The organism is Ferrovibrio sp., from assembly GCF_046297595.1.
In the GTDB taxonomy this organism is placed as follows: Bacteria; Pseudomonadota; Alphaproteobacteria; order Ferrovibrionales; family Ferrovibrionaceae; genus Ferrovibrio.
This window is the reverse complement of record NZ_JBKBHT010000002.1, coordinates 68,850-93,997: the sequence shown is the minus strand read 5'-3', so window position 1 is coordinate 93,997 and position 25,148 is coordinate 68,850. Positions and strand designations below refer to the sequence as shown.

Sequence of the window (25,148 nt, the reverse complement as noted above, 5' to 3'; positions counted from 1 at the left end):
TGCGGAAAATCCAATACTCGGTACGACACCAGTACTCGGTACATGCGGACACGACGCCACCCCTCGGTCAGACGACACGATTCCGGCTGAAAAATTTTCGGCCGGTTTGGAGTGGCGATTTGGAGTGGTAACACCCCGCACCGCTTTGATTTCCCGTGATTTCCAACACTTGGGTTGGAATGGCGTCCCCGGAGAGATTCGAACTCCCGACCCGCTGCTTAGGACGCAGCCGCTCTATCCAGCTGAGCTACGGGGACGCTGGCGCCTGTGGGCTGCCGGCAAACTAGCCGCGCCGCCCCCATCCTTCAACCATTCCCGGCCTTCAACCATTCCCCGGCTTCAACCATCCCGGCGCGCCGCCGCTCCCGCCGGCTGCATATCCGGAAAATAACCCGACCTATCCGAATGGTAACGCTCCGCGCCTGGGCCGGCCCTGCCAGACTGGCAGCGGGTTTCAGGTTCAGGCAGGCGGAGGCCGATCATGGCGGCGGCAACGGCGGGACAGGTCAACGGCGATGGTCATGGCGACGGCCCGGGCGGCGGCCTGCGCGCGCATCTGCGGGCCCGCCTGCGCGACGGCGCCAGTTTCCTGGGTGCTGTGGAATATTCGTCGGTGATGGTGGCACCCGCCGCCACGCTGGACGACGAGGCGCAGCGCGAGGCCTGGGGCATCACGCTGGAAAACCTGTATTACGCCCTGCTCTGCCTGATGAGCGCCGAGGCCGGCCTGGTGGTCGGCCGCCCGGTGCCGCTGGCCGAGGTGCTGCAGGCCAGCGACCGCCATCATTGCGGTGCGCTGTTCCGCGACCTGCTGACCGATTTCACCCACCATGCCGATTGCCGCCTGGCGCGGCTCAGCCCCGGCGGCCGCATCACCCTGCTCTCGCTGCTCACCCAGGCCCTGCGCGTCAGCTTCGGCAACCTGCTGGCGCTGGACGACGGGCTCGACGCCGAGGCGACGGCCGAGCTGCAGACCTCGCTGGACGGATTAAGCCGCCGCCTGGCCCGCCACACCATCGGCGAACGCTAAGCCGGCGAACGCTGACTTTCAGCGTTTCTTCGGCGTCGCCTGCTGTTTCAGCGCCATCAGCGCGGCAAAGGGGCTGTCGGCCATCTTCGCCTCGTCCTCGCGGCGCTTTTCCTGCTCGCGCTGGCGTTTGGCCACGATGGCCTTGTGCGAGCGCAGATACAGGGTCACATCGGTTTTGGTTTCCGGATCGCGCGCGGTGATCGGCTTGTAGCCCAAAGCCCACAGCAGACGATGCAGCTCATCCGCGCCGCAGCCCGCCAGGTTCATCCAGGCGGTGTCGGGCAGGAAGCTGCCGGGCGGACCCAGGCGTTTTTTCGGCTTCGGCGTTTCTGCGACAGGGGCTTCGGCGGCAGCCGGCTGCTCGACATGAATCTCCGGCACTGGCAGTTCGGCCGGTGCTTCCACCGGCTGTTCGATCTGCTCGCCCACCGGTTCGATCTGCTGCTGCTCCGGCGGCACGATGTCGGCGGTGTCCACCGGCGGCGCGGCCTCGGGCTTTTGTGCCGGTGCCGGTTCGGCTTTTTGTACCGGCTGGCGCGAGGCCTGTTCGGCCTTGCGCGCGCCCTCGGCGATACGCTGCACGACATCGAGGCGGAAGGCATGGCGGCCGGCGCGCAGGAACCCCGCCGCCATCCACCAGGCATCCTCGCGCCACTCAAGAATGGGCAGCGAGGTGAGGCCCGGCGTCGGCGGCGCATCGGGTTCGCGGCCCTGCGCCACGGCCCACAACAAGGTCTTGAGCTGCGTCGGCTTGGGCTTCAGCAGCTTGGGCACCAGGATATGCGTCTCGCCGAAGCTCACGCCCATCTTGCGCAACGGATGCCGTTCGGCCTGGCCCATATGGCGCACCAGGTCGGATACGTCGTCGCGGCGCAGCGCGCCCAGGTTTTCGGCCAGCTGGAAGGCCAGGCCGCGCGCCGCGCCTTTCATCTCGGCATCGCGCAGGCGATAGAGATCGCCCAGATGTTGGCGCAGATGGCGCTTCAGCCAGCCGGCCAGTTTCTCCTCCACCGCCTTGCGCGTCTCGGCAGGAAGCTGGTCGTCGGCCAGCAGCTGCAGCTTCGGCTCCAGCACTTCCGTACCCTTCACCAGCACGGCCAGCGGCACGCTTTCCTTTTCCGCCGTGATCAGCAGCAGGCCGCCCTCGGGCGACAGCGCAAAATTCTCGTCCGGCAGGGCCAGCAACGCCTCGGCATGAGACTGCAAAGCCGGGCCCAGCACGCGCAACGCGGCCGAGCGCAGGATGCGGCGCTGCTCCACCGTTTCATGGCCCACGGCACGGAAGCGCAGGCCGCGCACATGGCCGATGATCTCGCCTTCCACGGTCAGCGCGTCGTCTTCGCCAAGCTGCACGTTGAGGCTGGCCGGGTCTTCCGCCAGGCCCCGGCTCAGGACACTCGTGCGGCGGTCGACGAAACGTTCGGTCAGCTTTTCATGCAAGGCATCGGACAGGCGATCTTCGATGGCGCGCGTCTTGGCCTGCCAGCTCTGCGCATCCTCCAGCCAGCCGCCACGATGGGCAACAGTGGTCCAGGTGCGGATATGCGCCAGGCGCTGCGACAGCGTGTCGATGTCGCCATCGGTGCGGTCGATGTTGCGCAGCTGCCCCGCCACCCAGTCCTGCGGCAGGCGGCCGTCGCGGTCCACCAGATGCACGTAGATCTGGCTAAGAAGCCGCGCATGGCTGTCGGCCAGGTCTTTCGCGAAATCGGGAATGGCGCAGACCTGCCACAGCAGCTCCACGCGATCCTTCCGCGTGGCGCGTTCGGCAACGGCGGTATCAGTGCGCAAAGCCTGCAGGCTCAGCAGGTCGTCGGCATCGCGGCCGCGTGTCAGGCCCTCGCGCGGCGGCGGTTGTTCCAGGCTGGCGACCAAAGCGGCGATGCTGGAATAATCCAGCTCCGGGTTGCGCCAGCGCGCCGCCACCACCGGATCGAAGCGGTGGTTTTCGATCCGCTCGATCAGGTCCGGGTCCAGTGGCGGGCAGTCGCCGGTTGTGCCAAACGTGCCGTTGCGCAGATGGCGGCCGGCGCGGCCGGCGATCTGGCCGGCTTCGGACGGATACAGCGGCCGCATGCCGACGCCGTCGAATTTGGACAGCGCGGCGAAGGCCATGTGCTCGATATCGAGATTCAGGCCCATGCCGATGGCATCGGTGGCCACCATCACGTCCACGTCGCGGTTCTGGAACAGCTCGACCTGGGCGTTGCGCGCGCGCGGACTCAGTGCGCCCAGCACCACCGCCGCGCCGCCGCGCTGGCGCCGGATCGCTTCCGCGATGGCATAGACGTCGTTGGCTGAGAATGCCACCACGGCCGAGCGCTTCGGCAGGCGCGAGAGCTTCTTGGCGCCGGCGTAAGAGAGCTGCGACAGGCGCGGCCGGGCGATGAATTCGGCATTGGGCACCAGGCGGCGCACCAGCCCGCGCATGGTATCCGACCCTAAGAACATCGTCTCTTCACTGCCGCGCGCATGCAGCAAACGATCCGTGAAGACATGGCCGCGTTCGGCATCGGCGCTGAGCTGGATTTCGTCGACGGCCAGGAAGTCGTAGTGCCGGTCCAGCGGCATCGCCTCCACGGTGCAGACGAACCACTGCGCGCCCTTCGGCACGATCTTTTCCTCGCCGGTCACCAGCGCGACATGGCGCTCGCCCTTGATCTTCACCGCGCGGTCATAGACCTCGCGCGCCAGCAGGCGCAAAGGCAGGCCGATGATTCCGCTGCGATGGCTCAACAGTCGCTCGACGGCCAGATGGGTCTTGCCGGTGTTGGTCGGGCCCAGCACGCAGAGGATGCGGCCCTTCTCGGATGTCCTGATCTCGGTCACGAACGCGTCCTGCCCTACTTAATTCTTTGCCTGGATGGTCTTGGTAATGCGCGCCGAGGTGCACAGCACATCGCCTACGCTGGCGGTCACTTCGCAGAAGGCCGTGCTGCGCCCGCGCTTCAGCAGCTTTCCCGCCATGGTCACGCGCTCGCCCGCCTGCACCGAACGGATATGCTGCACATGGATGTCGACGGTCATGGCATGCTCATCCTCGCGCAGATCGCCCAGCATGGCCAGCAGAGCCGGCGGCTCCAGCAGGCCGTTCAGTACCCCGCCATGCACATATTGCCCGTAGATCAGCATGTCGCCGGCCGCCGTGAAGCCCACTTCCGAGCGGCCCGGCGCCACGAGCAGCAGCTCCAGCCCGGCCCAGCGGTGGAAGGCGGTCTGGCCGATCAGGTTTTCGGCAAAAGGCCTGACCCAGGCGGCAAGGCCTGGCTCGAAGCGGGCGGACATGGACGGAGGCTCCGGTTTTGCCCGCCAGTATAGGACCGGGTGCGCAGGCGGCTCAACCCGCCGGCAAGCAGATTGGCCGCCAGCTACGCGCCGCGCCGCCGGCCCAGGCTGCCGCCATCCAGCGCCACGGTCTTGATCTGGGCGAAAACCGGCAATCCCGGCCGCAGGGCCAGTTTTTCCGCCGACAGCCGGGTCACGCGCGCCAGCAGCAGGTCGCCGCCGCAATCCAGCTTCACCTCCACCTGCGGCCCGCTGCTCTGCAACAGCTCGGTCACGATGCCGGGCAGGATGTTCAGCGCGCTGGTCTGTTCCGGGCGCTGCAAAGCCAGGGTCACGTCGCGGGCGCGGATGCGTACGCGCAGGCGTTCGCCGGCCTCGCGCGGCAGGCGCGGCACCAGCATCTCGCCCGCCTTCAGCCGCAAAGCTGTCAGGCCCCAGGCCTCGTCATGGCGCGCCACCTCCGCTTCCAGCACCGCGCCGGCCTCGTAGCGGCCGGTGAGCGGAAACAGGTCCAGCCGCGTGCTCAATTCCGCCACGCTGCCCACCGCCTGCACCTTGCCGTCCGACAGCAGCACGATGGTATCGGCCAGGCGCGTCACTTCCGGGATGGCGTGGCTGACATAGACGATGGGCAAAGCCAGTTCGTCGCGCCGCGCCACGTCCAGCGCGGTCAGCGGCTCGTCCATCAGCAGCACCTGCGGCCTTGAGAGCAGGGCGCGGCCGATCGCCACCCGCTGCTTCTCGCCGCCCGACAATGTCGCCGGCCGCCGCTCCAGCAATCCGCCGATGCCCAGCAGGTCCACCACCTGGTCGAAGCCGATCTCGTCCGTGACGCTGCCGGCGAGGAAGCGGCCATAGAGCAGATTGTGTTTCACATTCAGATGCGGGAACAGCCGCGCATCCTGGAACACATAGCCCACACGGCGGCGATGCGGCGGCACGAAGATGCCGGCCTCGGTATCCACCAGCACGCGGCCGTTTATGCTGATCTTGCCGCGCTGCGGTTTGATCAGGCCGGCGATCATGTTTACCAGCGTGGTTTTGCCGGTGCCCGAACGGCCGAACAGGGCGGTGATCCCGCTGCCGCAGGCAAACCGCGCCTCCAGCGCAAAATCGGCGCCGAAACTGTGCCCGATATCGACGCTTAAGCCCATCATCCCAGCACGCGCTTCGCCATGCGCCGCGCCAGCCATTCGGAAAGAATCAGCGCCGTCACGGCAATCGCGATGGAAATCAGCGTCAGGCGGATGGCCTGCTCGTCGCCGTCCGGCGTCTGGATGAAGCTGTAGATCGCGGTCGGCAGGGTCTGCGTCTCGCCCGGAATGTTCGAGACGAAGGTGATCGTGGCGCCGAATTCGCCGAAGGCGCGCGCAAAGCTCAGTACCGCGCCGGCCAGGATGCCGGGCAGGCTGAGCGGCAGCGTGACGGTGAGGAACACAAGCCAGGGCGGCGCACCCAGGGTGCCGGCCGCGGCTTCGAGTTTTGTATCCACTGCTTCCATCGACAGCCGCACGGCGCGCACCAGCAGCGGAAAGCCCATCACCGCGCAGGCCAGCGCCGCGCCGGTCCAGCGGAAGGCGAAGACGATGCCGAAATGTTCGGCCAGGAACGCGCCCAGCGGCCCCTTGCGGCCGAACAGCAGCAGCAGCAGATACCCGGTCACCACGGGCGGCAGGATCAGCGGCAGATGCACGGCCGCGTCCAGCAGGGCCTTGCCGGGAAACTCGCGCCGCGCCAGCAGCCAGGCGATGGCAATGCCGAATGGCAGGCTGCCCAAAGTGGCGACGGACGCCACTTTCAGGCTCAGCAGCAATGCAGTGGTTTCTTCCGGCGTGAGGGTCATGAGGAAAAATGGGACCCCGGGTCAGGCCCGGGGTGACGAAGCACGATAGGGCAATTCATAGGAACCGTCATGCCGGCCTTGAGCCGGCATCCCATTTTAATTCACCGCCGCCTGCGCCGGCAGAATTGTGAAGCCCGCCTTCTCGAACACGGCTTTCGCCGCCGGCCCGCGCAGAAAGGCCAGATAGGCCGAAGCCTGGGCGTGGGTCGACGATGCAGTGATGGCGGCGGGATACACGATGGGCGGATGGCTATTGGCCGGGAAGGTGCCCAGCACGCGCACGTGTTTCGCATCGGCCGCCGCGTCGGTGGCATAGACGATGCCGGCCGGCACTTCGCCGCGTCCCACCAGGGCCAGTGCCGCGCGCACATTCTCGGCCTGTGCCACGCGGGCCTGCACGCTGGGCCAAACCTTCAGGGATTCCAGCGCCGCCTTGCCGTATTTGCCGGCCGGCACGGCGTTGGTGTCGGCCATGGCCAGCTTGCCATCCTTGCCCAGCAGGCCCGCCAGGTCGAAGCCCGGCGCGATGGTGATGCTGGCCTTCGACTCCGCCGGCGCCACCAGCACGATGGCGTTTCCCAAAAGGTTGCCGCGCGTGCCGGGCTTCAGCAGCTTTTTCTCATCCAGGTAATCCATCCAGGCCAGGTCGGCCGAGATGAACAGATCGGCCGGCGCGCCCGCCTCGATCTGCCGCGCCAGCGCCGCCGAGCCGGCATACGACGCCTTCACGCCGCCCCCGGCTGAAGCTGCGGGTTTCCAGGCCGTGTTGATCTCGTCCAGGGCGTTTTTCATGCTGGCGGCGGCGAACACCACCAGGTCCTGCGCCTTGGCTGTCCCTGGGGCGCCGGCCGGCATGGCAAAGGCGACGGCGGCGGCAAGCAGCAGGGCGTGGCAGCGCATGGCAGTCTCCGTTATGTCCGGTCAACCATAACGGCCGTTATATCCGGCTGGCAATAGCGATATGTCTTCCGCTCATAGTCGTCACCCCGGACTTGATCCGGGGTCCCATTAAATGGGATCCCCGCTTTCGCGGGGATGACGAAGGTGAATTACCTTATTTCTGCCGTTTCTTCCGCAAAGCCGCCACATCTTCGGCGATGGCTTTCTCCGTGGCGGCGGCCATGCGGCGATAGCGCATCAGCACTTCCTGCCCCAGGGCGGTAAGCGTCGCGCCGCCGCCGGCCTTGCCGCCGGTGGCAGCCGTCACCAGCGGCTTGGCGAAATAGCCGTTCAGCGTCTCCACCAGCATCCAGGCGCGTTTGTAGCTCATGTTCAGCCGTCGCCCGGCCGCCGAGATCGAGCCGGTCTCGGCGATGCCTTCCAGCAGGTCGGCCTTGCCCGGCCCGAGGAATACGTCCGGCGCCAGCACCACGCGCAGACGGGCGGCAATATATATTTTACTTGATGCTGATTTAGCCATCGAGTGTATGGTGAATCACAAAAAGTAATTTTGTAAGTGTAGCGAATAGTTTGTAGCTTAAGCGGTTTGATAATGGCGATTCAAGGAACTATTCGTTGTCTAATGTTTTCATCTAAATACTCAGGTCTCGACACACCGCACTTATCAAAAATTTTTTCGAATAACGGTTTTATGGCTTCCAAGCTTGAATCAGCCGACTCTAGAAATCCCTCTTCAATTACAGCATTGTCAAAGCAAGTCCCCACGCCACCCGGCAACGAAATATATCCTGGGCGCGGAGGAAAAGCCAAACTACGACCTTTTATACCTTCATAGCCTGCAATCCATTTATATGGACGGGGCTCGCCTAGTTTTTCTAAAAACTTAGAAAAACGATCTAAGGCTTGAACTAACTCAAACTCATAATAAGGGATTTTATCCCTCATCGCTCCGAGTATATAAGTATCAGCACTCCATATTTCGCCTGTCTCAAAAATGAAAACGAATGCACTCGTTTGGCTGTCATCTTCTAGTCGCTTGGTTGCTGCGTATATGCCAAAACCATCTGAATCGCGCATATAATTAAACTGTGACCATCCAGTTCCGCCTAATGGCATCAAAAAATTGTTTGAACTAGTAGCCCAATCTTTTATGTCGACAATCTTGTGCCTTTTATCTGAATCGAATTTTGGCATCACTCGGAGCCAGATCGCGGGCCCTTCTGACAACACTACTTTAGAAAGTGTTTCTTTCGTATTTAACGGATGCCCTTCAATATACGCTAGCGGTGAGTTAGGTGCCCTAAAGCGAGCATGGCCATTTTCGGGATTTTTTGGTTTAAACAATGCGGGTTCAACCATCTTTGGCAACGATGCTTTATATTCAGCACTAGATAAGATAACTCGTATTGCTTCTTCGATTTTCCTCGCTAGCTTGATCCTTTCTTCCCTGCGCTTGTCGTCATTTGCATCTTCGGGCAAGTCGTAAAGAATTGGATTTCGAAGGTGCCGCAGGTCAAAGGGCATGTTTTCAGGTGATGGCGGGCCATACGCCGTATTCATTACGGGTATGATGCGGCTGTGCCCTAAAGAGCTAAGCGCCCATCCATACTCAATCATCACGTTGGGATTTGGCGCTGGTCGGCCGTCAATGCGCTTTCCAACAAAAGTTAAATCGGGCAGAAAAATCGCGGCTTGATCAATTTTCCGAAAAATAGTCTCTACAATCGGCGGAGATCCCGGAACACCTTTGGTGTCACGATCTATTTCGATCCCCTCACGGACGGCCTCTTCCAATTCAATATCTGAGGCAACGGCGGATATCGCACGTTCAAGAGCGCGCTCAATAAGATTGCGGCCGGTTTTGGTGGCGGTGTCTGCTTGCCAAGAAAAAAATATCGTTATTGCCACAACCTGTTCTCTCCAAACATGTCGACGAAGTTTAGCAACGACACATGCAGTTTAACTCCCGTCTTTTTTCAAACAGCAGGGGAATGCGTTGTATTTCTGAGATAATGTCGCTATATTGTTCTAATATTGGTTGCGATGGCCGGCCGCGTTGCCCTTGGCTGAGCCGTTTGTGATATTTCAACGGCTTAACACATCAAAACCATCGCAAAACGACGGAAAACGATGGGCAGACGCTGCGATTTCGGCGCAATATGGCCCGCCCGGCCCGCCAAACCGTGGCGCAGGTACAATCGGACGCTGTGAATTGCCGGCACGTCAAATTGACAGGGGTTAAAAGCCGGCCATACTAAGTTTTGCACCGCAGCAACGGAGATTTCCGTCCCTCACGCCTGCGGAGAGTGGGATGCGAGACATGACCGAGAAGACCGCGCCGAATTTCCCCGAAGCCTGGGCGAAAATGGCCCAGAAGGAACTGGGCGACAAACCGCTCTCCGAGCTGCTGTGGCAGACCCCCGAAGGCATCGCGGTCAAGCCGCTCTACACCGCCGCCGATCTCGAAGGCCTGGAGACGCTGAATTCCCTGCCGGGCTTCGATCCCTTCACGCGCGGCGTGCGCGGCACCATGTACGCCAACCGGCCCTGGACGATCCGGCAATATGCCGGCTTCTCCACAGCGGAAGAGTCGAATGCCTTCTACCGCAAGAATCTCGCCGCCGGCCAGCAGGGCGTGAGCGTGGCCTTCGATCTGGCCACCCATCGCGGCTACGATTCCGATCATCCGCGCGTGGTGGGCGATGTCGGCAAGGCCGGCGTGGCCATCGATTCCATCGAGGACATGAAGATCCTGTTCGACGGCATCCCGCTCGACAAGATGAGCGTGTCGATGACCATGAACGGCGCCGTGCTGCCCGTGCTGGCCTGTTACATCGTCGCGGCCGAGGAACAGGGCGTGAAGCCTGACCAGCTCTCGGGCACCATTCAGAATGACATTCTGAAAGAGTTCATGGTGCGCAACACCTATATCTACCCGCCCGCGCCCAGCATGCGGATCATCTCGGACATCATCGGCTATACCGCGCAGCATATGCCGAAGTTCAATTCCATCTCGATCTCCGGCTACCACATGCAGGAAGCCGGCGCCACCGCCGTGCAGGAGCTGGCCTTCACCCTGGCCGATGGCCTGGAATACGTGCGCACGGCGATCAACTCGGGCCTCGATGTCGATGCCTTCGCGGGTCGTCTGAGCTTCTTCTTCGCCATCGGCATGAACTTCTTCATGGAGATCGCCAAGCTGCGCGCCGCGCGCTTTTTGTGGGCGCGCATCATGAAGCAGTTCAACCCGAAGAAGGCCGGGTCGCTTATGCTGCGTACCCATTGCCAGACTTCGGGCGTCTCGCTCACCGAGCAGGACCCGTATAACAACGTGGTGCGCACGGCCATCGAAGCGATGGCCGCAGTCCTTGGCGGCACGCAGTCGCTGCACACCAATGCGCTGGACGAAGCCATCGCTTTGCCCACGGAATTCTCCGCCCGCATCGCGCGCAACACCCAGCTGATCATCCAGGAAGAAAGCTACGTCACCAAGGTGGTTGATCCGCTCGGCGGTTCGTATTACGTCGAGGCGCTGACGCACGCGCTGGTCACCCATGCCTGGGCGCTGATCCAGGAAGTCGAGGCCATGGGCGGCATGACCAAGGCGGTCGAAAGCGGCATGCCCAAGCTGAAGATCGAGGAAGCCGCTGCGCGCCGCCAGGCCCGGGTGGATCGCGGCGAGGATGTGATCGTCGGCGTCAACAAGTATCGCGCCGCCAGCCAGGACGTGCCGGATCTTCTGGAAGTCGACAACACCCGCGTGCGCGAGCAGCAGGTGGCAAGGCTGAAGACCATCCGCAACACCCGCGACAAGGCCAAGGCCGAAGCGGCCATCAAGGCGCTTGAGACAGGCGCCGCCGGCAAGGCCAACCTGCTTGAGCTGTGTGTGCAGGCGGCGCGCGCGCGCGTCACGGTGGGCGAGATGTCGGATGCCATGGAGCGTGTCTTCACCCGCCACCAGGCCACCATCCGCTCGATCTCTGGCGTCTACGGCGCGGCCTATGCCAATGACGAGGGCTTCATGCAGATCCAGAAGGACATCGAGGCATTCGCGGCGGAAGAAGGCCGCCGCCCGCGCATGCTGGTGGTCAAGCTGGGCCAGGACGGCCATGACCGCGGCGCCAAGGTGATAGCCACCGCCTTCGCTGACCTGGGCTTCGACGTCGATGTGGGCCCGCTGTTCCAGACGCCGGAAGAAGCCGCCAAGGATGCCATCGAAAACGACGTGCATGTGATCGGCGTATCGTCGCAGGCCGCCGGCCACAAGACGCTTGTCCCTCAATTGATCAAAGCCCTGCACGACCAGGGCGCCAGCGACATCCTCGTCATCACCGGCGGCGTGATCCCGCCGCAGGATTACGATTTCCTGCGGTCAGCCGGCGTGGCCGGCATCTACGGCCCGGGCACCAACATCCCGCAGGCGGCCAGCGAAATCGTCAGGCTGATCCGCCAGCAGCGTCGCACCGCCGCTGCCGAATAAGGCTCACGCCACGCGCCGCAGGTTCGGCGGCGCGGTCGTGCGGAAAAAGCCGACCAGTTCGGCCAGGTCGCGCGCCTGACCGGCCAGGGCTTGGGCCGAGGCCGAGGTCTGCTCCACCAGCGCGCCGTTGCGCTGGGTCATCTCGTCCATCTGGCCCACGGCGGCATTGATCTGCTCCAGCCCGGTGGCCTGTTCCTTCGAGGCGCCGGCGATCTCGGCCACGATATCCGAGACGCGGGCAATCGAATCCACGATGCCGCTCAGCTGTTCGCCGGTGCGCTGTACCAGTTCGGCGCCGGTTCGCACCTGGGCATTCGATTCCTGGATCAGGCCCTTGATGTCCTTGGACGCATTGGCGCTGCGCTGGGCGAGCGCGCGGACTTCCTGCGCGACGACAGCAAAGCCCTTGCCCGCCTCGCCCGCGCGTGCCGCTTCGACCGATGCGTTGAGCGCCAGCAGGTTGGTCTGAAAGGCGATCTCGTCGATCAGGCCGATGATGTCCGAGATTTTGCGCGCGCTGTGCTCGATGCGCTGCACGGCATCCACGGCGTCATGCACCACCTGTCCGCCCTGCTCGGCGCTGCCGCGCGCCTCCAGCGCCAGCCGGCTGGCCTCCTGCGCGTTGTCGGCATTCTGCCGCACGGTGGCGGTCACCTGCTGCATCGAGGCGGCGGTCTGCTCCAGGCTCGCCGCCTGGCTCTCGGTGCGCGCCGCCAGGTCGCTGCTGCCGGCCGAGATTTCGCTGGCGGCATCGCGCACCGTGGCGGCGTTGGCGGCCAGCCGCCCGGCCAGGTCGGTCAGCCGCGCCGCCATGCCGTTGGCGCTGGACTTCAGCTCGCCGAACACGCCGTGGTAATCGCCGGTGATCTTGCGGGTCAGATCGCCGCTGCTCATCGCCGTCATGCTGCCGGCCAGCTCGTCGGTGATGCCATGCAGCGACGCAGTCAGGCGGTTCAGCCGCTGGCTCAGGGTCAGCAGGAAGCCGTCCTTGCCGGCTTCATTCAGCCGGCCACTCAGGTCGCCGTCCGCCACGCGTTCGCATAGCGCGGCGATCTCTGTGGCCGCGGCGGCTTCGCGCTTTTCGCGCTCCTGCCGGCGCTGGTCCGAGGCGTGCCGCTGCTCCTCGGCCGCCTGTTCCAGCGCGACCTTCTCCTCGGCATTCCTCTTGAACACCTGCACGGCCTTGGCCATGGCTCCCAGTTCGTCGCGCCGCTCCAGGGCTGGAACCTCGCAGGCCAGGTCGCCGGCCGCCAGACGATGCATGGCGCCGGTCATTCTGCCCAGCGGGCCGGTGATCGCACGCACGAACAGCGTGCCGATCACGGCGGTCAGCAGCAGCAGCGCGGCAATCGCGGCACCGGCCATCATGGTCTGGCGCATGGCCTCATTGCGCATGTCGCCGGCCAGGGCCAGCAGGTCGGCGCTCATGGCTTCTTCCACCGCCTTCATGCGGTCGATATAGCGGGTCATGGCGGCGAACCAGGCCGGCGCGGCCACGTCGCCCGTGTTGCCGGTATTGACGCTATCCTGCGCGATGCGGCGGAAGTTGCTGACGCCGGCCTGCTCGGCCTCGGCGGGCAGGCGCTGCAGCAATGCGGCCGGCGCCGGCGCGGCGATGCGGGCGGCTTCGTCCAGCATCTGGGTCTGCAGCGCCGACAGCGCGATCACACGGCGATAGACCGCCGGTTCGAATTTGCCGGCGGCGAAGGCGCCTGCGGCCTGGCCGCGTTCCTGGCCGGCCAGTTCCTTGCCCTGCAGCAGCGAATAATAGGCCTGGGTGGCGCGGCTGATGTTGGCATCGTCGCTGGCATGGATCGTGCGCCCGATCACGTCAAGCTGGGCCATGATCGTGGTCGTGTAAAAGGCGAAGGATTGTGGCCCCGGCAGGGTCAGCGCGTCGATGCCGCGCCGTGTGCCGTCCAGTTGCGCCAAGGCCTGCTGGCTCTGTTGTGCCGCCGTGCCGAGACCTCCTGCCGCCAGTTGCGGCAATATCGCCGTCAGTTTGACTCGTGCCGAGTCGGTGCGGCCGCGCTGCGCCTGCAACTCCGATCCGAACTGCTTGCCGCCGCTGCCCAGGAACAGGGCCGAGCTGCCACGCTCCTTCTGTAGCTCATCGGCGAAGGCGCTGGCCGCAACGGCATAGTCGGCCAGGGCCTGCACGGCCTCGGCCTGGCGCAATTTGTCCAGCCGGTCCTGGATCACCAGGGTGGCAAAGCCGAGCAGCGCCAGGCTTGGGATCAGGAGGGCGAAAATGATCCGGCTTCTTATCGACCGCAACATGGGAGGGCTCCGTCAGAATTACAGGCGCGCAACCTAGGGCGGCTTGCTCACGGGCTGGTCGACTTAGATCAATCTCCGCTGCAGTTGGGGCGCCACGGAATTGACGCCGGTCAAGCCTGCGGGGCTTTGTCGCAGCCGGCCAAGTCCAAATTGCCGGGTTGAAATGGCGGCAGGTCAGAGGCATATAAGAGAAATCATGATCATCGCGCGCCGCCATCACCTTCAGCTTTTCCGCGCCGGTCGCCTGCACGCAGGCGCCTAGGCCTCGTCGCGCGCGCCCTCCGGCTGCATCGCGCGCCGGGGCAAACCACGATCCGCCTGTTCAACGTCTTTCCACCGGGCCATCGCAGGATGGCGCCGGCCTCATGCCATTGGAGCCATCATGTCTTTCGTCAATCCGCGCCCCGCCGTCACGCTCACCGAAACCGATGCCGACCGCTTGCAGGCCCTGAGCGGCCAGGTGCGGCCGCGCCAGCCCGGCATCGCCGAGATGCTGGAACAGGAAATCGAGCGCGCCAGCATCGTGGCGCCGCAGCAGGTGCCGCCCGATGTGGTGACGATGAACAGTCATGTCGTGTTCGGCTACGAGCACAGCCAGCGCAGCCACTGGCTCACTCTCGTTTATCCCGGCGAAGCCGATCTCGACCTGGCCAAGATCGCGGTGACGACGCCGGTCGGCGCCGCGCTGATCGGCCTGCGCGAGGGCGACAGCATCGGCTGGACGCTGGCCAGCGGCGAGCAGCGCCGCATCACCCTGCACAAGGTGGCTTATCAGCCCGAGCGCGTCGGCCGCTACGATCTGTAGCGGCCGGTCACGCCGGACGCGGACTCAGAATTCCTGCCAGTCCTCGTCGGCTGCAGCGCTCGCCGCCGGGGCAGTTTGTGGCTTCGCCGCCGGCCGTGGTGCTGTGGGCTTTGCCGCGGGCATGCGCGCGGCAGGCTTCAGCGGCACCACCTTGGCGCCGTTGGTGGCAGGCTGCGGCTGCGCCGCCGCATCCGTGCGGAAGAATCCGACCAGATCGGCCAGTTGCCGCGCCTGGCCTTCCAGGGTCTGCGCCGCCGCCGTCGTCTCTTCCACCAGCGCGCCGTTGCGCTGGGTGATCTCGTCCATGCCGGCAACAGCCGTGTTGATCTGCTCCAGGCCGGTCGCCTGCTCTTTGCTGGCGGCGGCGATCTCGGCCACGATGTCGCTGACCTTCTTGATCGCGGCGACGATGTCGGTCAGCGAGGCGCCGGTCTGGTTGACCAAAGCCGCGCCGGTCTTCACCTGGGCGTTCGACTCGGTGATCAGCGCTTTGATGTCCTTACTGGCATTGGCGCTGCGCTGGGCGAGCGCCCGCACTTCCTGGGCGACAACAGCGAAACCCTTGCCGGCTTCGCCGGCGCGGGCGGCTTCCACGCTCGCGTTCAGCGCCAGCAGATTGGTCTGGAAGGCAATTTCGTCGATCAGGCCGACGATGTCGCTGATCTTCTGCGCGCTGGTTTCGATCTGCGTCACGGCCGAGACGGCATCGGCCACAACGCTGCCGCCCTTTTCGGCGGTATCGCGCGCCGCAACCGCCAGCTGGTTGGCGGCCTGGGCATTGTCGGCATTCTGCTTCACCGTCGTGGTGATCTCGTGCATCGAGGCGGCCGTCTCCTCGATTGAAGCGGCTTGGCTTTCCGTGCGCTGCGCAAGATCCTGCGAACCGGAGGAAATCTCGGTCGAGGCGGTCTTCACCGCTTCGGCGCTCTGGGCCAGGCGGCCGGCGAAATCGCGCAGCTTCTCGCCCATCTGGTTGATATCGGCAGCCAGCGCGCCGAACCGGCCGCGGAAACCATCCTTGATGCGGCGGCGCAGATCACCGCCAGCCATCGCGCCGGTCACGTCCTGCACGGCGGCAAACACATCCTCGGTGCGGGCCAGCAGGGTGTTCACCGACTCGCCCACACGCTGCATCACGCCCGTCAGCTCGGCGGTGTTGACTCGCTGGGCCAGATCGCCGTCGGCGGCGGCGGCCACCACCTGGCCGATGGCCTGTTCGAAACGCTGCTCGGCTGCGGTCTGCTGGGCGGCGAAGCGCTCGCGCTGTGCAGCCGCCTCGGTTTCCAGTTTCTCGCGTTCGGCCATGCTGGCCTTCATCTCGGCCAGGCTCTGCGCACTGCGGGCGAACAGGTTCTCCAGCACCAGGCAGAGCCAGATCAGCACGGCGCATTCCGCCACCACGATCACAGCATGTACCACGACGCGGCCGAAATCGCTGCCATCGGGGAAGATCGCATAAGGCAGGATGAAATTGAGCGACAGGTGATGCAGCGCGGTCAGTGTTGCGGCGGTGAGGATGGCACGCCAGTCGCAATAGGCCGCCAGCACCGCGAAGATCGCGAAGTAATACATATGCATATCGATCTGCCACGGGCCGCTTGCTGCAAAGACCAGCAGCGAGGCCATGCCGACGAAGGCCGCCGCCACCACCTGGCGCGTCGCCGTGCCGGTGGGATCGGTGCGGCAGAACCAGGTAGCGATCAGCGCGATCAGCGCGGCGCCAATGGTGCTGACCAAAAGATTGGTGCCGTTCAGCCAGGCCACGGCGGCAATCAGCGGCAGGTGCAGCCACAGCCAGACGATGAAAACCGAACTGGCGCGGCGGCGCAGCTCCTCAAGGGAAGCAAGTTGAAGCATGGCGGCGAGCATGACGTTTCCTTTTTGTGTGAACTCTTGGGCTGCCCGGGCTCAGCCGCGGATTGTCTTGGTCGAGAAACCGAGGCATCCGGCCAGGATGCCGTCGCCGGCCAGCACCAGATGCGCGCCGGCGGCATAAAGCTGGGCCGCCGCATCCGGATCGCGGCTGGCGACCAGCCACAGATTGGCCCAGGCGCCCTGGCCCAGCGGACGGGCATCGGCCCGATCCAGCAGCGCGGCTGCCTGTGGCAGGGTCGTCGCGGCCCCGGGCAGCAGCACGATCAGCCTGGCGGCCTGCGCCGCATCGGCATTGCGTGCACCCTGCGGCAGCGTGAGTGCCAGCAGGGGCAGGATCGCGATCACGGCAATGCCGAGCATGGCGGCAAGGTTGCGGCGGCGGGCTGAAGCGGGGCCGGGTGTCATGATTACAGTGAGGCAGGATGGCGGGGCGGGATAAAGTTTCAATTCGGTAATCTTACGCCACGGCAACGATGCAGGATCATGGCCGTCGGCAAAAACAAGGCCTGTGGCCGGAAAGTCGCAAAACCGCTATGATTCGGCGAAGAATCGTACGTGTTCTCCCGCATAGCGGGGCATAATAACAGACAGGATCGTCATGCCGCCATTTGCCGTTACGCCGCTTTACGCCGCCCTCTGCGCCATCCTGCTGATCGCGCTCTCGCTGCGCGTCGCGCGGCTGCGCGGAAGCCTGAAGGTCGCCCTGGGCGATGGCGGCGAGCGTGCCCTGCAGAAGGCGATCCGCGTGCAGGGTAATTTCATCGAATATGTGCCGATGGCGCTGCTGCTGCTGTTCCTGCTGGAACTGAGCCGTCAGGCGCCGCTCTGGGCCCTGCATGCGCTGGGGGCCGGCCTGCTGCTCGGCCGCATCCTGCATGCGATCGGCCTGTCCAGTTCCGCCGGGCTGTCGTTTGGGCGTTTCGTCGGCACGATACTAACCTTCAGCATGATCATGATCACGGCGATCTGGCTGCTGATCCTGGCGGTCAATGCCATGTAAGCTGGCACAAAGCCCGCGTCAGTCGGGCGGCACAGAGAGGGGGAGGACGCGATGGACTACGATTACATCGTGATCGGCGGTGGTTCGGCGGGCTGTGTGCTGGCCCGACGCCTGAGCGACGATGGCGTGACGAAAGTCTGCCTGATCGAAGCCGGCCCCAAGGACGACCATATCCTCTGCCGCGTGCCGCTGGGCGCCGCCGCCTTCATGCCGGTGAAATGGCGCAACTGGGGTTTCGACACCGAGCCGCAGCCCGGCCTGTCCGGCCGGCGCGGTTATCAGCCACGCGGACGCATGCTGGGCGGGTCGTCCGGCATCAACGCGATGATCTATACCCGCGGCCATGCCTCGGATTACGACGACTGGGCGCGGCTGCATGGCGCGGATGGCTGGTCGTTTTCCGATGTGCTGCCCTATTTCAAACGCGCCGAAGCCAATGCGCGCGTCGGCGCCGACGATCCCCTGCATGGCGGCGAGGGCCCGCTGCAGGTCAGCGACCTGGTCTCGCCGCATCCGATCAACGAAACCTTCCTGTCTGCCTGCGACACCCTGCAGCTGCCGCGCAACAGCGATTTCAACGGGCCGTCCCAGGATGGCGTCGGCTATTACCAGGTGACGCAGAAAAACGGCGAGCGCTGGTCGGCCGCGCGGGCCTATCTGCCGCCGGATGTACGAAACCGTCACAACCTGCATGTCGAAACCGACACGCGTGTGCTGCGCATCCTGTTCACCGGGCGCCGCGCTGCCGGCGTCGCCTGCCGGCAGAAGGGCCGCGAGATCGCGCTACGCGCCAGGGCTGGCGTGGTGCTGGCGGCCGGGACCTTCCAGTCGCCGCAGCTGCTGATGCTCTCGGGCATCGGCCCGGGCGAGGAACTGGCGCGCCATGGCCTGCCGGTGCTGCACGATCTGCTCGGCGTGGGGCAGAACCTGCAGGACCATGTGGATTTCATCCTGCTCTACAAGACCGACGATCCCACCCTGCCCGGCGTGTCGTTGCGTGGCGCCGCGCATCTGCTGCGCGAGATCGGGCGCTGGCGCCGCGAGCGACGCGGCATGCTCACCACCAACTTTGCCGAGTCCGGCGCCTTCCTGCGCTCCGATCCGTCGCAGCCGCGCCCCGACCTGCAGATGCATTTCGTCAATGCGCTGGTCGACGACCATGCGCGCAAGACCCATCTGGGCCATGGCTACAGCCTGCATACCTGCGTGCTGCGGCCGAAAAGCCGCGGCAGCGTTGGCCTGAAGGGTGCCGATCCGCTGCTGCCGCCGAAGATCGATCCGCAATTCTTCAGTCATCCCGACGATATCGATCTGCTGCTCAAGGGCGTGAAGCTGGCCCGCCGCATCATGGATGCCGCGCCGTTCCAGGCGCTGAATCCGCGCGAGATGTACACGGCAGGGATCGCTGACGATGCCGGGCTTCTGGAGCAAATCCGGCGCCGTGCCGACACGATCTATCATCCGGTCGGTACCTGCCGCATGGGTGCGGCCGACGACGTGCAGGCCGTGGTCGACCCGCAGCTTCGCCTGCGCGGCATGGAGGGTCTGTGGGTGGCCGATGCCTCGGTGATGCCAAGCCTGATCGGCGGCAACACCAACGCCCCCACCATTATGATTGCCGAGAAGGCCGCCGACCTGATCCGGGCTGCCTGAAAGCGTCAGCCGTCGCGCAGCACGTCTTTCAGCACGGCATCCACGGCGGCCAGCAGATCGTCTCGGCGCACCGGCTTTTGCAGCACGCGGTCGGCGCCCAGACGTTCGGCCATGTCGAGCAGGTCGCCGGCCTTGATCCAGCCGCCACCGGACACCGCGATCACCGGCAGGGCCGGCCAGCGCTGCTTCACCTGGCGCAGCACCTCGATGCCGTCGCGCTGGGGCATCAGGATGTCGGTCAGCACGATGTCGAAGGATTCCTGTTCGATCAGGGCCAGGCCCTGTTCGCCGTCTTTGGCCGTGACGACCTCATGGCCATGGGCGGTCAGATGGGCCTGAAGGATGCGGCCGAATTCGGCATTGTCGTCGACCACCAGAATACGCGGCATGCTGTTTATCCAGGTATCGGCTCGCTATGGCCGGGAAATTTGTATTGTCTTTGCCCGGGCTTTTTACCATTCTAACGAGGAATTCAGATTGGAAAACCTCTATTTGAGATAGAATTATTTTGTAATATCAACGATCTGCGGCAACCGGCATGACCGACGATCTTCTCCAAGCCGTCGTGGACACCGCCATAGATGGCCTGATTCTGATCGAGGCCGATGGTCGCGTCGCCCTCTTCAATGCCGCCTGCGAGAAACTGTTCGGCTACACACCCGACGAGGTGCTGGGGCGCAACGTCTCAATGCTGATGCCCGAGCCGGATCGCACGGCCCATGATGGCTATATCCGTCGTTACCGCGAAACCGGCGAGAAACGTATCATCGGCATCGGCCGCGAGGTGCTGGGCCGTCGCAAGGACGGCACGGTGTTTCCCTTCGAGCTGGCTGTTGGCGAATATCATCGCGACGGCCGCCGGATGTTCGTGGGCGTGATCCACGACCTCAGCAAATACCGGCGCAGCGAGGAGCGCTTCAAGCAGGTGGTGGAAACCGCCATCGACGGCCTGATCCTGATCGATGCGGGCGGCATCGTGAAACTGTACAACCCGGCCTGCGAGAAGCTGTTCGGTTATGCCGCGTCCGAGGTGCTGGGCAACAACGTGTCGATGCTGATGCCCGAACCCGACCGTTCGGCGCATGACGGTTATCTGCGCCACCACCTTCAAACAGGCGAGAAGCGCATCATCGGCATCGGCCGCGAGGTACTGGGTCGGCGCAAGGACGGCAAGGTGTTTCCCTTCGAACTGGCGGTCGGTTCGTTCGAAGAAGATGGCGCGCCGATGTTCGTTGGTGTGATCCACGATCTCAGCAACTACCGTCGCAGCGAGGAACGCCGACGCGAAAGCGAGGCGCGTATCCGCTTGCTGGTCGACTCGATCACCGACTACGCCATTTTCATGATGGATGCCGAGGGCAAAGTGCTGACCTGGAATGCCGGGGCGCAGAACCTGACCGGCTACACGCCGGATGAAGCCATCGGCAAGACGCGCGACCAGTATTACATCGACAGCGACCTGACCGTTGATGCGCCCAGCCAAGCCCTGCGCATCGCGGCCGAGAAGGGACGCTACGTCAACGAGGAATGGCGCCGGCGCAAGGATGGCAGCCGTTTCTGGGCCAGCCTGGTGATCACCGCCTTGCGTGATACCGATGGCAACCTGACTGGCTTCGTGAACATCACGCGCGACATGACCGAGCGGCGGCAGGCGGAAGATCTGCGCGACCAGTTGCGACAGGCGCAGAAGATGGAGGCGCTGGGCCAGCTCACCGGCGGCATCGCCCACGACTTCAACAATCTGCTGGCCGTGATCGTTGGCAATCTGGAATTGCTGGGCGACCGGGTGAATGACGGTGAAAGCACGCGGCTGATCGAGCAGGCCTTGCGCAATGCCGGCCGTGGCGCCGACCTGACGCAGCGGTTGTTGGCCTTTGGTCGCCGCCAGAAACTCAACCCCGCGCGCATCGACATCAACGAACAGCTTCATGGCATGCACGACATGCTGCAGCGAACGCTGGGAGGCAGCATATCCTTTGAACTGGATCTGGCGCCGGACCTGCCCGTTGTCGAAGCCGATGTCAGTGAACTCGAGAATGCCATTCTGAATATCGCGCTGAACGCGCGCGATGCCATGCAGGGTAGTGGCCGTCTCACCATCCGCACGGCCTGGAGCCATCTGAATGAGCCGCGCGTCATGGCCACGCGCACGGCGCCGTCCGGCAGTTATGCCATGATCAGCCTGCGCGATACCGGTTGCGGCATGTCACCAGACATCCTGGCGCGCGTCTTCGAACCATTTTTCACAACGAAGGAAATCGGCAAGGGCAGCGGGCTCGGCCTGTCGATGGTCTACGGTTTCATCGCGCAATCGGGCGGTTATGTCGAAATCAACAGTCAACCTGGCGAGGGCACCGAGTTCCGGTTGTTCCTGCCGGCACTGGACGATCAGGCGATGCCGCGCCGACCCGAACATGAAGCCGGTCGCCGCCTGGTCCTCTGCGTCGACGACAATGCCGATGTGCGCGCCACCATGTCGGCCCTGCTCGGCAGTCTGGGTTTTGCCGTGCTGCCTGCCGCCACGGCCGCCGATGCCCTGGCCGAGATGCGGCGTGGCCTGCCGATCGACCTGGTGCTCACCGACATCCAGATGCCCGGCGGCATGGATGGCATCGCGCTGGCCGACCGTATCCTGGCAAAGAAACCGGATATGCCGATCCTGTTCATGTCTGGTTCATCGGGCGAGGATCGGCTGCAGCAGATAAGCCACTCTTCGACATTGCGCATCCTGCGCAAGCCGGTGCGCAAGACGGAACTGGCTGAAGCGATCAAGGCCCTGCTGGGCGAGTGACTAGGAATTACGCTGCCACGCGGCCGCGGTATTTAAACGTCAGCGTCAGCAGATTCGCGATCTGGTACATGTATAGGATATCGGCTTCGCTCCACTCGCGCGGGCGGTCCTGTTCCGCCGAAACGATGGCGACCGGCAGCCCGTCCGGATCGGGCACCATGATGTCGATCAGGGCGCGGATGCCACTGGTGCGGGCATACGGCGCGGCGAGGTTGCGGGTGGCCGGATGCTGGGCGTAATCGGGGATCACCAGCAGGCGATCCTGGCAGATCATGTCGAAATACAGCGGCACGCTGGTCGCCGTCAGAATCATGCCGGCGGGAAATTCGGTCTCGCGGCGATCCAGCAGGCATTGGCAGTGGATGGCGTCGCCGGCGAGATTGAACAGCCACACGCTTGCCCGCGTGCAGCCGAGCTGGGCGGTGATGTCCTGACAGATCGCCTCGTAGATCGGTTCCAGGCCCTGGGCACCGCCATTGGTGGCGCGTATCGCAGCGTTGGTTCGGTCCATGCTCTCCACTCGACACCGCAATCGGTTCGGCCAAGCCTGCCGCACCAGCGTAACGAGAGTATTAAAGACCATGCAGAGGAAATAGGTAGTGGCGCTGCCAGCCTGCCATAAAAAAAGCCGCCCGGTATGCCTGGGGGGGAGGCGGTGCCGGGCGGCTCTGGAGACAGGCTCGTGAAAGCCGTCTGCTGCTAGACCCGTATATAAGCCGGGAAAAGGGGCGGAATTAGGGCATCCGTCACGGCTTTCGCAGAACTGTAACAATTGTAAACGACTGAGTTGTTTGACTTTTTTTTAGAGCCTCCGGTAGAGTCCGCCGCCATGAGCGATCAGCCCGCGTTGCTGCGTCTCGGTCTCGCCGCGGGCAGCCTCGCCCCGGCGCGCCGCGCCCCACTATTGCAGGGCCTGTCCACGCGCCGCCGCCAGACCAACCTGACCCTCTGCGATACCGACAATCGCCGTTTCGCCGCCGCCGGCTGGCTCTGCCTGGCCGGGAGCCATGCCGGGGAGCACGACCTGTTGCCGGTGGCCGGCCTGGCCCTGGTCGATCCGCCTGCCCTGGATGCCGACCTTGCCCTGGAAGGTCTGGCTGTATTGCGCCGTACCGCGCAGGCCGGCAGCCTTGAACGCGAAGGACACCAAGTCAGCATCGAAATCGCCAAACTGACGCTGCGTTGCGATGAGCGCAGTGCTGAAGCCGGCGAGATTCTTTTGCAGGGGCCGGCCGGCGCGCTGCCGATCCTGCACAGGCTCGCCGCCGAATTCTGCGCCGACCTGCCGGTGCGCTGGAATGGCTCGGCGCCTCTGGTGCATCTGGCGGCCACGCTCGGCCTGATCGAGCCGCAGCCGCAGCGTGCCGGCACGATCCCCTTCGAACTGGCCGACGATCACGATGCGGCCTCGGCCTTCGTTGCCATCCTGCGGCACTGCCTGCTGCAATTCGATGCCAACCTGCTGCCGGTGCTGCGCGACTTCGATGCCGAAGGCGTGCACCAGATGCGGGTGGCCTTACGCCGGATGCGCTCGGCCTTCGGACTCTTCGCGCCGATGCTGCGCGAGGCGGTCATGCTGCCGCTGGTGGAGGAACTACGTTGGCTCAACGGCCCGCTCGGGCGCAAGCGCGACCTCGATGTTTTCCTGGCCGAGACGCTGGCGCCGCTACGCCGTGAGCTCGACGACGTGAAAGCGATGCAGCATCTGGGCATCATCCTGGAAGACCATCGCGCCGCCGCTCAGGTGGCGCTGGCCTCGGCGCTGCAATCGCCGCGTCTGGCCGCCCTGCGGCTGGGCTTCGCGCGGCTGGCCGACCGGGTGATGGACGGCAGCGCACTGGTCGATGCGGATTTGGCCGCCCAGCCGGCCGAGCGTTTCGCCGCACAGATGTTGCGCAAGCGGCGCAAGAAGGTGAAGGCATTGGGCGCGCAGCATGCCGAATTGCCGATCGAAAGCCTGCACGAGCTGCGCATCCGCGCCAAGAAACTGCGTTATGCCGCCGAATTCTTCCGGCCGCTGTTCAGCAGGAAGGATACGCGGCGTTTCATCGCCGCCCTCAGCCGCCTGCAGGATTGCCTGGGCGCGTTGAACGATGCCGATGTGGGCGGCCGGCTGGTGCGCGACCTGTTGCCCGATGCCGGCCATGGCACGGCGACTGCGGCGATCACCGCGTGGTTCGCCGGCCGCCAGCAGCTGCAGCTCGCGCAGCTTGGCGATGCCTGGGAGGATTTCGCCGCGATCCGTCCGTTCTGGAAGGATGCGCTGAAGGACTGAGTGTTCAGTCGATCAGCCTGCCGCTGGCATCGAAAAACGGATAGGGGCCGTCGTAATCGCCGATGAAGGCGGTGTGGCTGATCAGCCGGCCGCCATTCCACCAATGCAGCATGAAGCCCGGCGGTTCCATGCGGAAACAGCTCGGCGCCTCCGGGTCTATGTCCAGCGCCACCTGATGTGCCGGGCTGGGACAGGTCAGCGCCGGTCGGCCGCCCACATCGGCGCGGATGGTGCGATGCAGGTGGCCACACAGGATCAGCTCGACCTGGGGGTGCCGCGCCATGATGGCTGCGAATTCCTCGCGACCCTTCAGGCCGATCTTGTCCATATGGCCGATGCCGGTTTCGAATGGCGGATGATGCATGATCACCAGGGTCGGCGCATCGGGCTTCTGGCCCAGCGTATTGTCCAGCCAATTCAAACGCTCGGCGCATAATTCGCCGCCGCCCTGGCCGGGGATCAGGGTATCCAGTCCCACGATGCGCAGTGGATACTCGTCGTCGATGGTGAATTGCAGGAAGCTGTCGCGCTGCTTCGGCAGATAGCCGCCATGGGCAAAAGCGTCGCGCATGGCGTTGCGCTCATCGTGGTTGCCCGGCACGGCGATGATGCGCTGCTGGATCGGTGCCAGGATGGATTTCAGGTGGTCGTATTCCTCCGGCCGGCCGAGGTCGACCAGATCGCCGGTCAGCAGGATCAGGTCGGGCTGCGGCTTCAGCGCCAGCAGCTCCTGCACGCAACGCTCCAGCATCGCCGCGGTATCCACCTTCTTGTAGGCCAGCTTGCCGGGCAGCTTGATATGCGTGTCGGTGATCTGGGCGATCAGCATGAAATGACAATCCCTTCCTTTTCTCGTCATCCCCGCGAAAGCGGGGATCCCATTTGTTGATACTGAAAAAATGGGACCCCGGGTCAAGCCCGGGGTGACGAA

General features: G+C 64.5%; 20 protein-coding genes and 1 tRNA gene. 7 read left to right on the top strand and 14 right to left on the bottom strand.

Going from position 1 to position 25,148, the window contains the following annotated elements:
• Positions 1-180: 180 nt before the first annotated feature.
• Positions 181-257: transfer RNA gene (locus tag ACK4FJ_RS06105), tRNA-Arg, on the bottom strand.
• 224 nt (positions 258-481) lie between these two features.
• Between ACK4FJ_RS06105 and ACK4FJ_RS06100 the strand changes: the two genes are divergently transcribed.
• Positions 482-1,030 carry a hypothetical protein gene (locus ACK4FJ_RS06100; RefSeq protein ID WP_409764964.1) on the top strand — a complete coding sequence of 183 codons (549 nt, stop codon included), beginning with the start codon at positions 482-484 and terminating at the stop codon, positions 1,028-1,030.
• 18 nt (positions 1,031-1,048) lie between these two features.
• Here ACK4FJ_RS06100 and ACK4FJ_RS06095 read toward each other — a convergent pair whose 3' ends face one another.
• The 7 genes from ACK4FJ_RS06095 to ACK4FJ_RS06065 all read right to left on the bottom strand — a co-directional run bounded on the left by ACK4FJ_RS06095 (position 1,049) and on the right by ACK4FJ_RS06065 (position 8,966).
• Positions 1,049-3,859 carry a helicase-related protein gene (locus ACK4FJ_RS06095; protein WP_409764963.1) on the bottom strand — a complete coding sequence of 937 codons (2,811 nt, stop codon included), beginning with the start codon at positions 3,857-3,859 and terminating at the stop codon, positions 1,049-1,051.
• Between the two features lie 18 nt (positions 3,860-3,877).
• A complete protein-coding gene (locus ACK4FJ_RS06090; protein ID WP_409764962.1) occupies positions 3,878-4,315 on the bottom strand; it encodes a PaaI family thioesterase in 438 nt (145 codons plus the stop codon).
• An 83-nt stretch (positions 4,316-4,398) separates the two neighbouring features.
• Positions 4,399-5,508: a molybdenum ABC transporter ATP-binding protein gene (gene modC / locus ACK4FJ_RS06085; protein ID WP_409764961.1), complete on the bottom strand. Its 1,110-nt coding sequence runs from the start codon at positions 5,506-5,508 to the stop codon at positions 4,399-4,401.
• Positions 5,469-6,158, bottom strand: coding sequence for a molybdate ABC transporter permease subunit (gene modB / locus ACK4FJ_RS06080; protein WP_409764960.1), 690 nt, complete (start codon positions 6,156-6,158; stop codon positions 5,469-5,471). Before modB ends, modC begins: the two co-directional genes overlap by 40 nt.
• A 96-nt stretch (positions 6,159-6,254) precedes the next feature.
• Positions 6,255-7,058 carry a molybdate ABC transporter substrate-binding protein gene (modA, locus tag ACK4FJ_RS06075; RefSeq protein ID WP_409764959.1) on the bottom strand — a complete coding sequence of 268 codons (804 nt, stop codon included), beginning with the start codon at positions 7,056-7,058 and terminating at the stop codon, positions 6,255-6,257.
• 154 nt (positions 7,059-7,212) lie between these two features.
• The gene (locus tag ACK4FJ_RS06070) at positions 7,213-7,578 is read right to left on the bottom strand and encodes a winged helix-turn-helix domain-containing protein (protein ID WP_409764958.1); all 366 of its coding nucleotides are present in this window, start codon (positions 7,576-7,578) and stop codon (positions 7,213-7,215) included.
• An 80-nt stretch (positions 7,579-7,658) separates the two neighbouring features.
• The gene (locus ACK4FJ_RS06065) at positions 7,659-8,966 is read right to left on the bottom strand and encodes a hypothetical protein (protein ID WP_409764957.1); all 1,308 of its coding nucleotides are present in this window, start codon (positions 8,964-8,966) and stop codon (positions 7,659-7,661) included.
• A 403-nt stretch (positions 8,967-9,369) separates the two neighbouring features.
• Between ACK4FJ_RS06065 and scpA the strand changes: the two genes are divergently transcribed.
• Positions 9,370-11,538, top strand: a complete 2,169-nt coding sequence (gene scpA / locus ACK4FJ_RS06060) for a methylmalonyl-CoA mutase (protein ID WP_409764956.1) — start codon at positions 9,370-9,372, stop codon at positions 11,536-11,538.
• Positions 11,539-11,541: 3 nt separating this feature from the next.
• Here the strand turns inward: scpA and ACK4FJ_RS06055 are convergent, their stop codons facing one another.
• Positions 11,542-13,818, bottom strand: a complete 2,277-nt coding sequence (locus ACK4FJ_RS06055) for a methyl-accepting chemotaxis protein (protein ID WP_409764955.1) — start codon at positions 13,816-13,818, stop codon at positions 11,542-11,544.
• A 382-nt stretch (positions 13,819-14,200) separates the two neighbouring features.
• On the opposite strand from ACK4FJ_RS06055, the gene rnk reads away from it, so the two are divergent.
• Positions 14,201-14,623, top strand: a complete 423-nt coding sequence (gene rnk / locus ACK4FJ_RS06050) for a nucleoside diphosphate kinase regulator (protein WP_409764954.1) — start codon at positions 14,201-14,203, stop codon at positions 14,621-14,623.
• Positions 14,624-14,647: 24 nt separating this feature from the next.
• Here the strand turns inward: rnk and ACK4FJ_RS06045 are convergent, their stop codons facing one another.
• On the bottom strand, positions 14,648-16,492 hold the full coding sequence (locus ACK4FJ_RS06045; RefSeq protein WP_409764953.1) for a methyl-accepting chemotaxis protein: 1,845 nt from the start codon (positions 16,490-16,492) through the stop codon (positions 14,648-14,650).
• A gap of 39 nt (positions 16,493-16,531) precedes the next feature.
• Entirely contained in the window at positions 16,532-16,903 is a 372-nt protein-coding gene (locus ACK4FJ_RS06040) for a hypothetical protein (protein ID WP_409764952.1), read from the bottom strand.
• A gap of 193 nt (positions 16,904-17,096) precedes the next feature.
• On the opposite strand from ACK4FJ_RS06040, the gene ACK4FJ_RS06035 reads away from it, so the two are divergent.
• Both ACK4FJ_RS06035 and ACK4FJ_RS06030 read left to right on the top strand, forming a co-directional pair.
• Positions 17,097-17,498 (top strand): MAPEG family protein, encoded by a 402-nt coding sequence (locus tag ACK4FJ_RS06035; RefSeq protein WP_409764951.1) that lies wholly within the window; start codon positions 17,097-17,099, stop codon positions 17,496-17,498.
• 51 nt (positions 17,499-17,549) lie between these two features.
• Positions 17,550-19,151 carry a GMC family oxidoreductase gene (locus ACK4FJ_RS06030; RefSeq protein WP_409764950.1) on the top strand — a complete coding sequence of 534 codons (1,602 nt, stop codon included), beginning with the start codon at positions 17,550-17,552 and terminating at the stop codon, positions 19,149-19,151.
• A gap of 5 nt (positions 19,152-19,156) precedes the next feature.
• Here the strand turns inward: ACK4FJ_RS06030 and ACK4FJ_RS06025 are convergent, their stop codons facing one another.
• Positions 19,157-19,540, bottom strand: a complete 384-nt coding sequence (locus ACK4FJ_RS06025; protein WP_409764949.1) for a response regulator — start codon at positions 19,538-19,540, stop codon at positions 19,157-19,159.
• 149 nt (positions 19,541-19,689) lie between these two features.
• Here ACK4FJ_RS06025 and ACK4FJ_RS06020 point away from each other — a divergent pair, with 149 nt between their 5' ends.
• Positions 19,690-21,942, top strand: a complete 2,253-nt coding sequence (locus ACK4FJ_RS06020; protein ID WP_409764948.1) for a PAS domain S-box protein — start codon at positions 19,690-19,692, stop codon at positions 21,940-21,942.
• Between the two features lie 7 nt (positions 21,943-21,949).
• On the opposite strand, the gene ACK4FJ_RS06015 is transcribed toward ACK4FJ_RS06020, so the two are convergent.
• A complete protein-coding gene (locus ACK4FJ_RS06015; protein ID WP_409764947.1) occupies positions 21,950-22,453 on the bottom strand; it encodes a GAF domain-containing protein in 504 nt (167 codons plus the stop codon).
• 318 nt (positions 22,454-22,771) lie between these two features.
• Between ACK4FJ_RS06015 and ACK4FJ_RS06010 the strand changes: the two genes are divergently transcribed.
• Entirely contained in the window at positions 22,772-24,217 is a 1,446-nt protein-coding gene (locus ACK4FJ_RS06010; RefSeq protein WP_409764946.1) for a CHAD domain-containing protein, read from the top strand.
• Positions 24,218-24,221: 4 nt separating this feature from the next.
• On the opposite strand, the gene ACK4FJ_RS06005 is transcribed toward ACK4FJ_RS06010, so the two are convergent.
• A complete protein-coding gene (locus ACK4FJ_RS06005) occupies positions 24,222-25,046 on the bottom strand; it encodes a phosphodiesterase (protein ID WP_409764945.1) in 825 nt (274 codons plus the stop codon).
• Positions 25,047-25,148 lie beyond the last annotated feature (102 nt).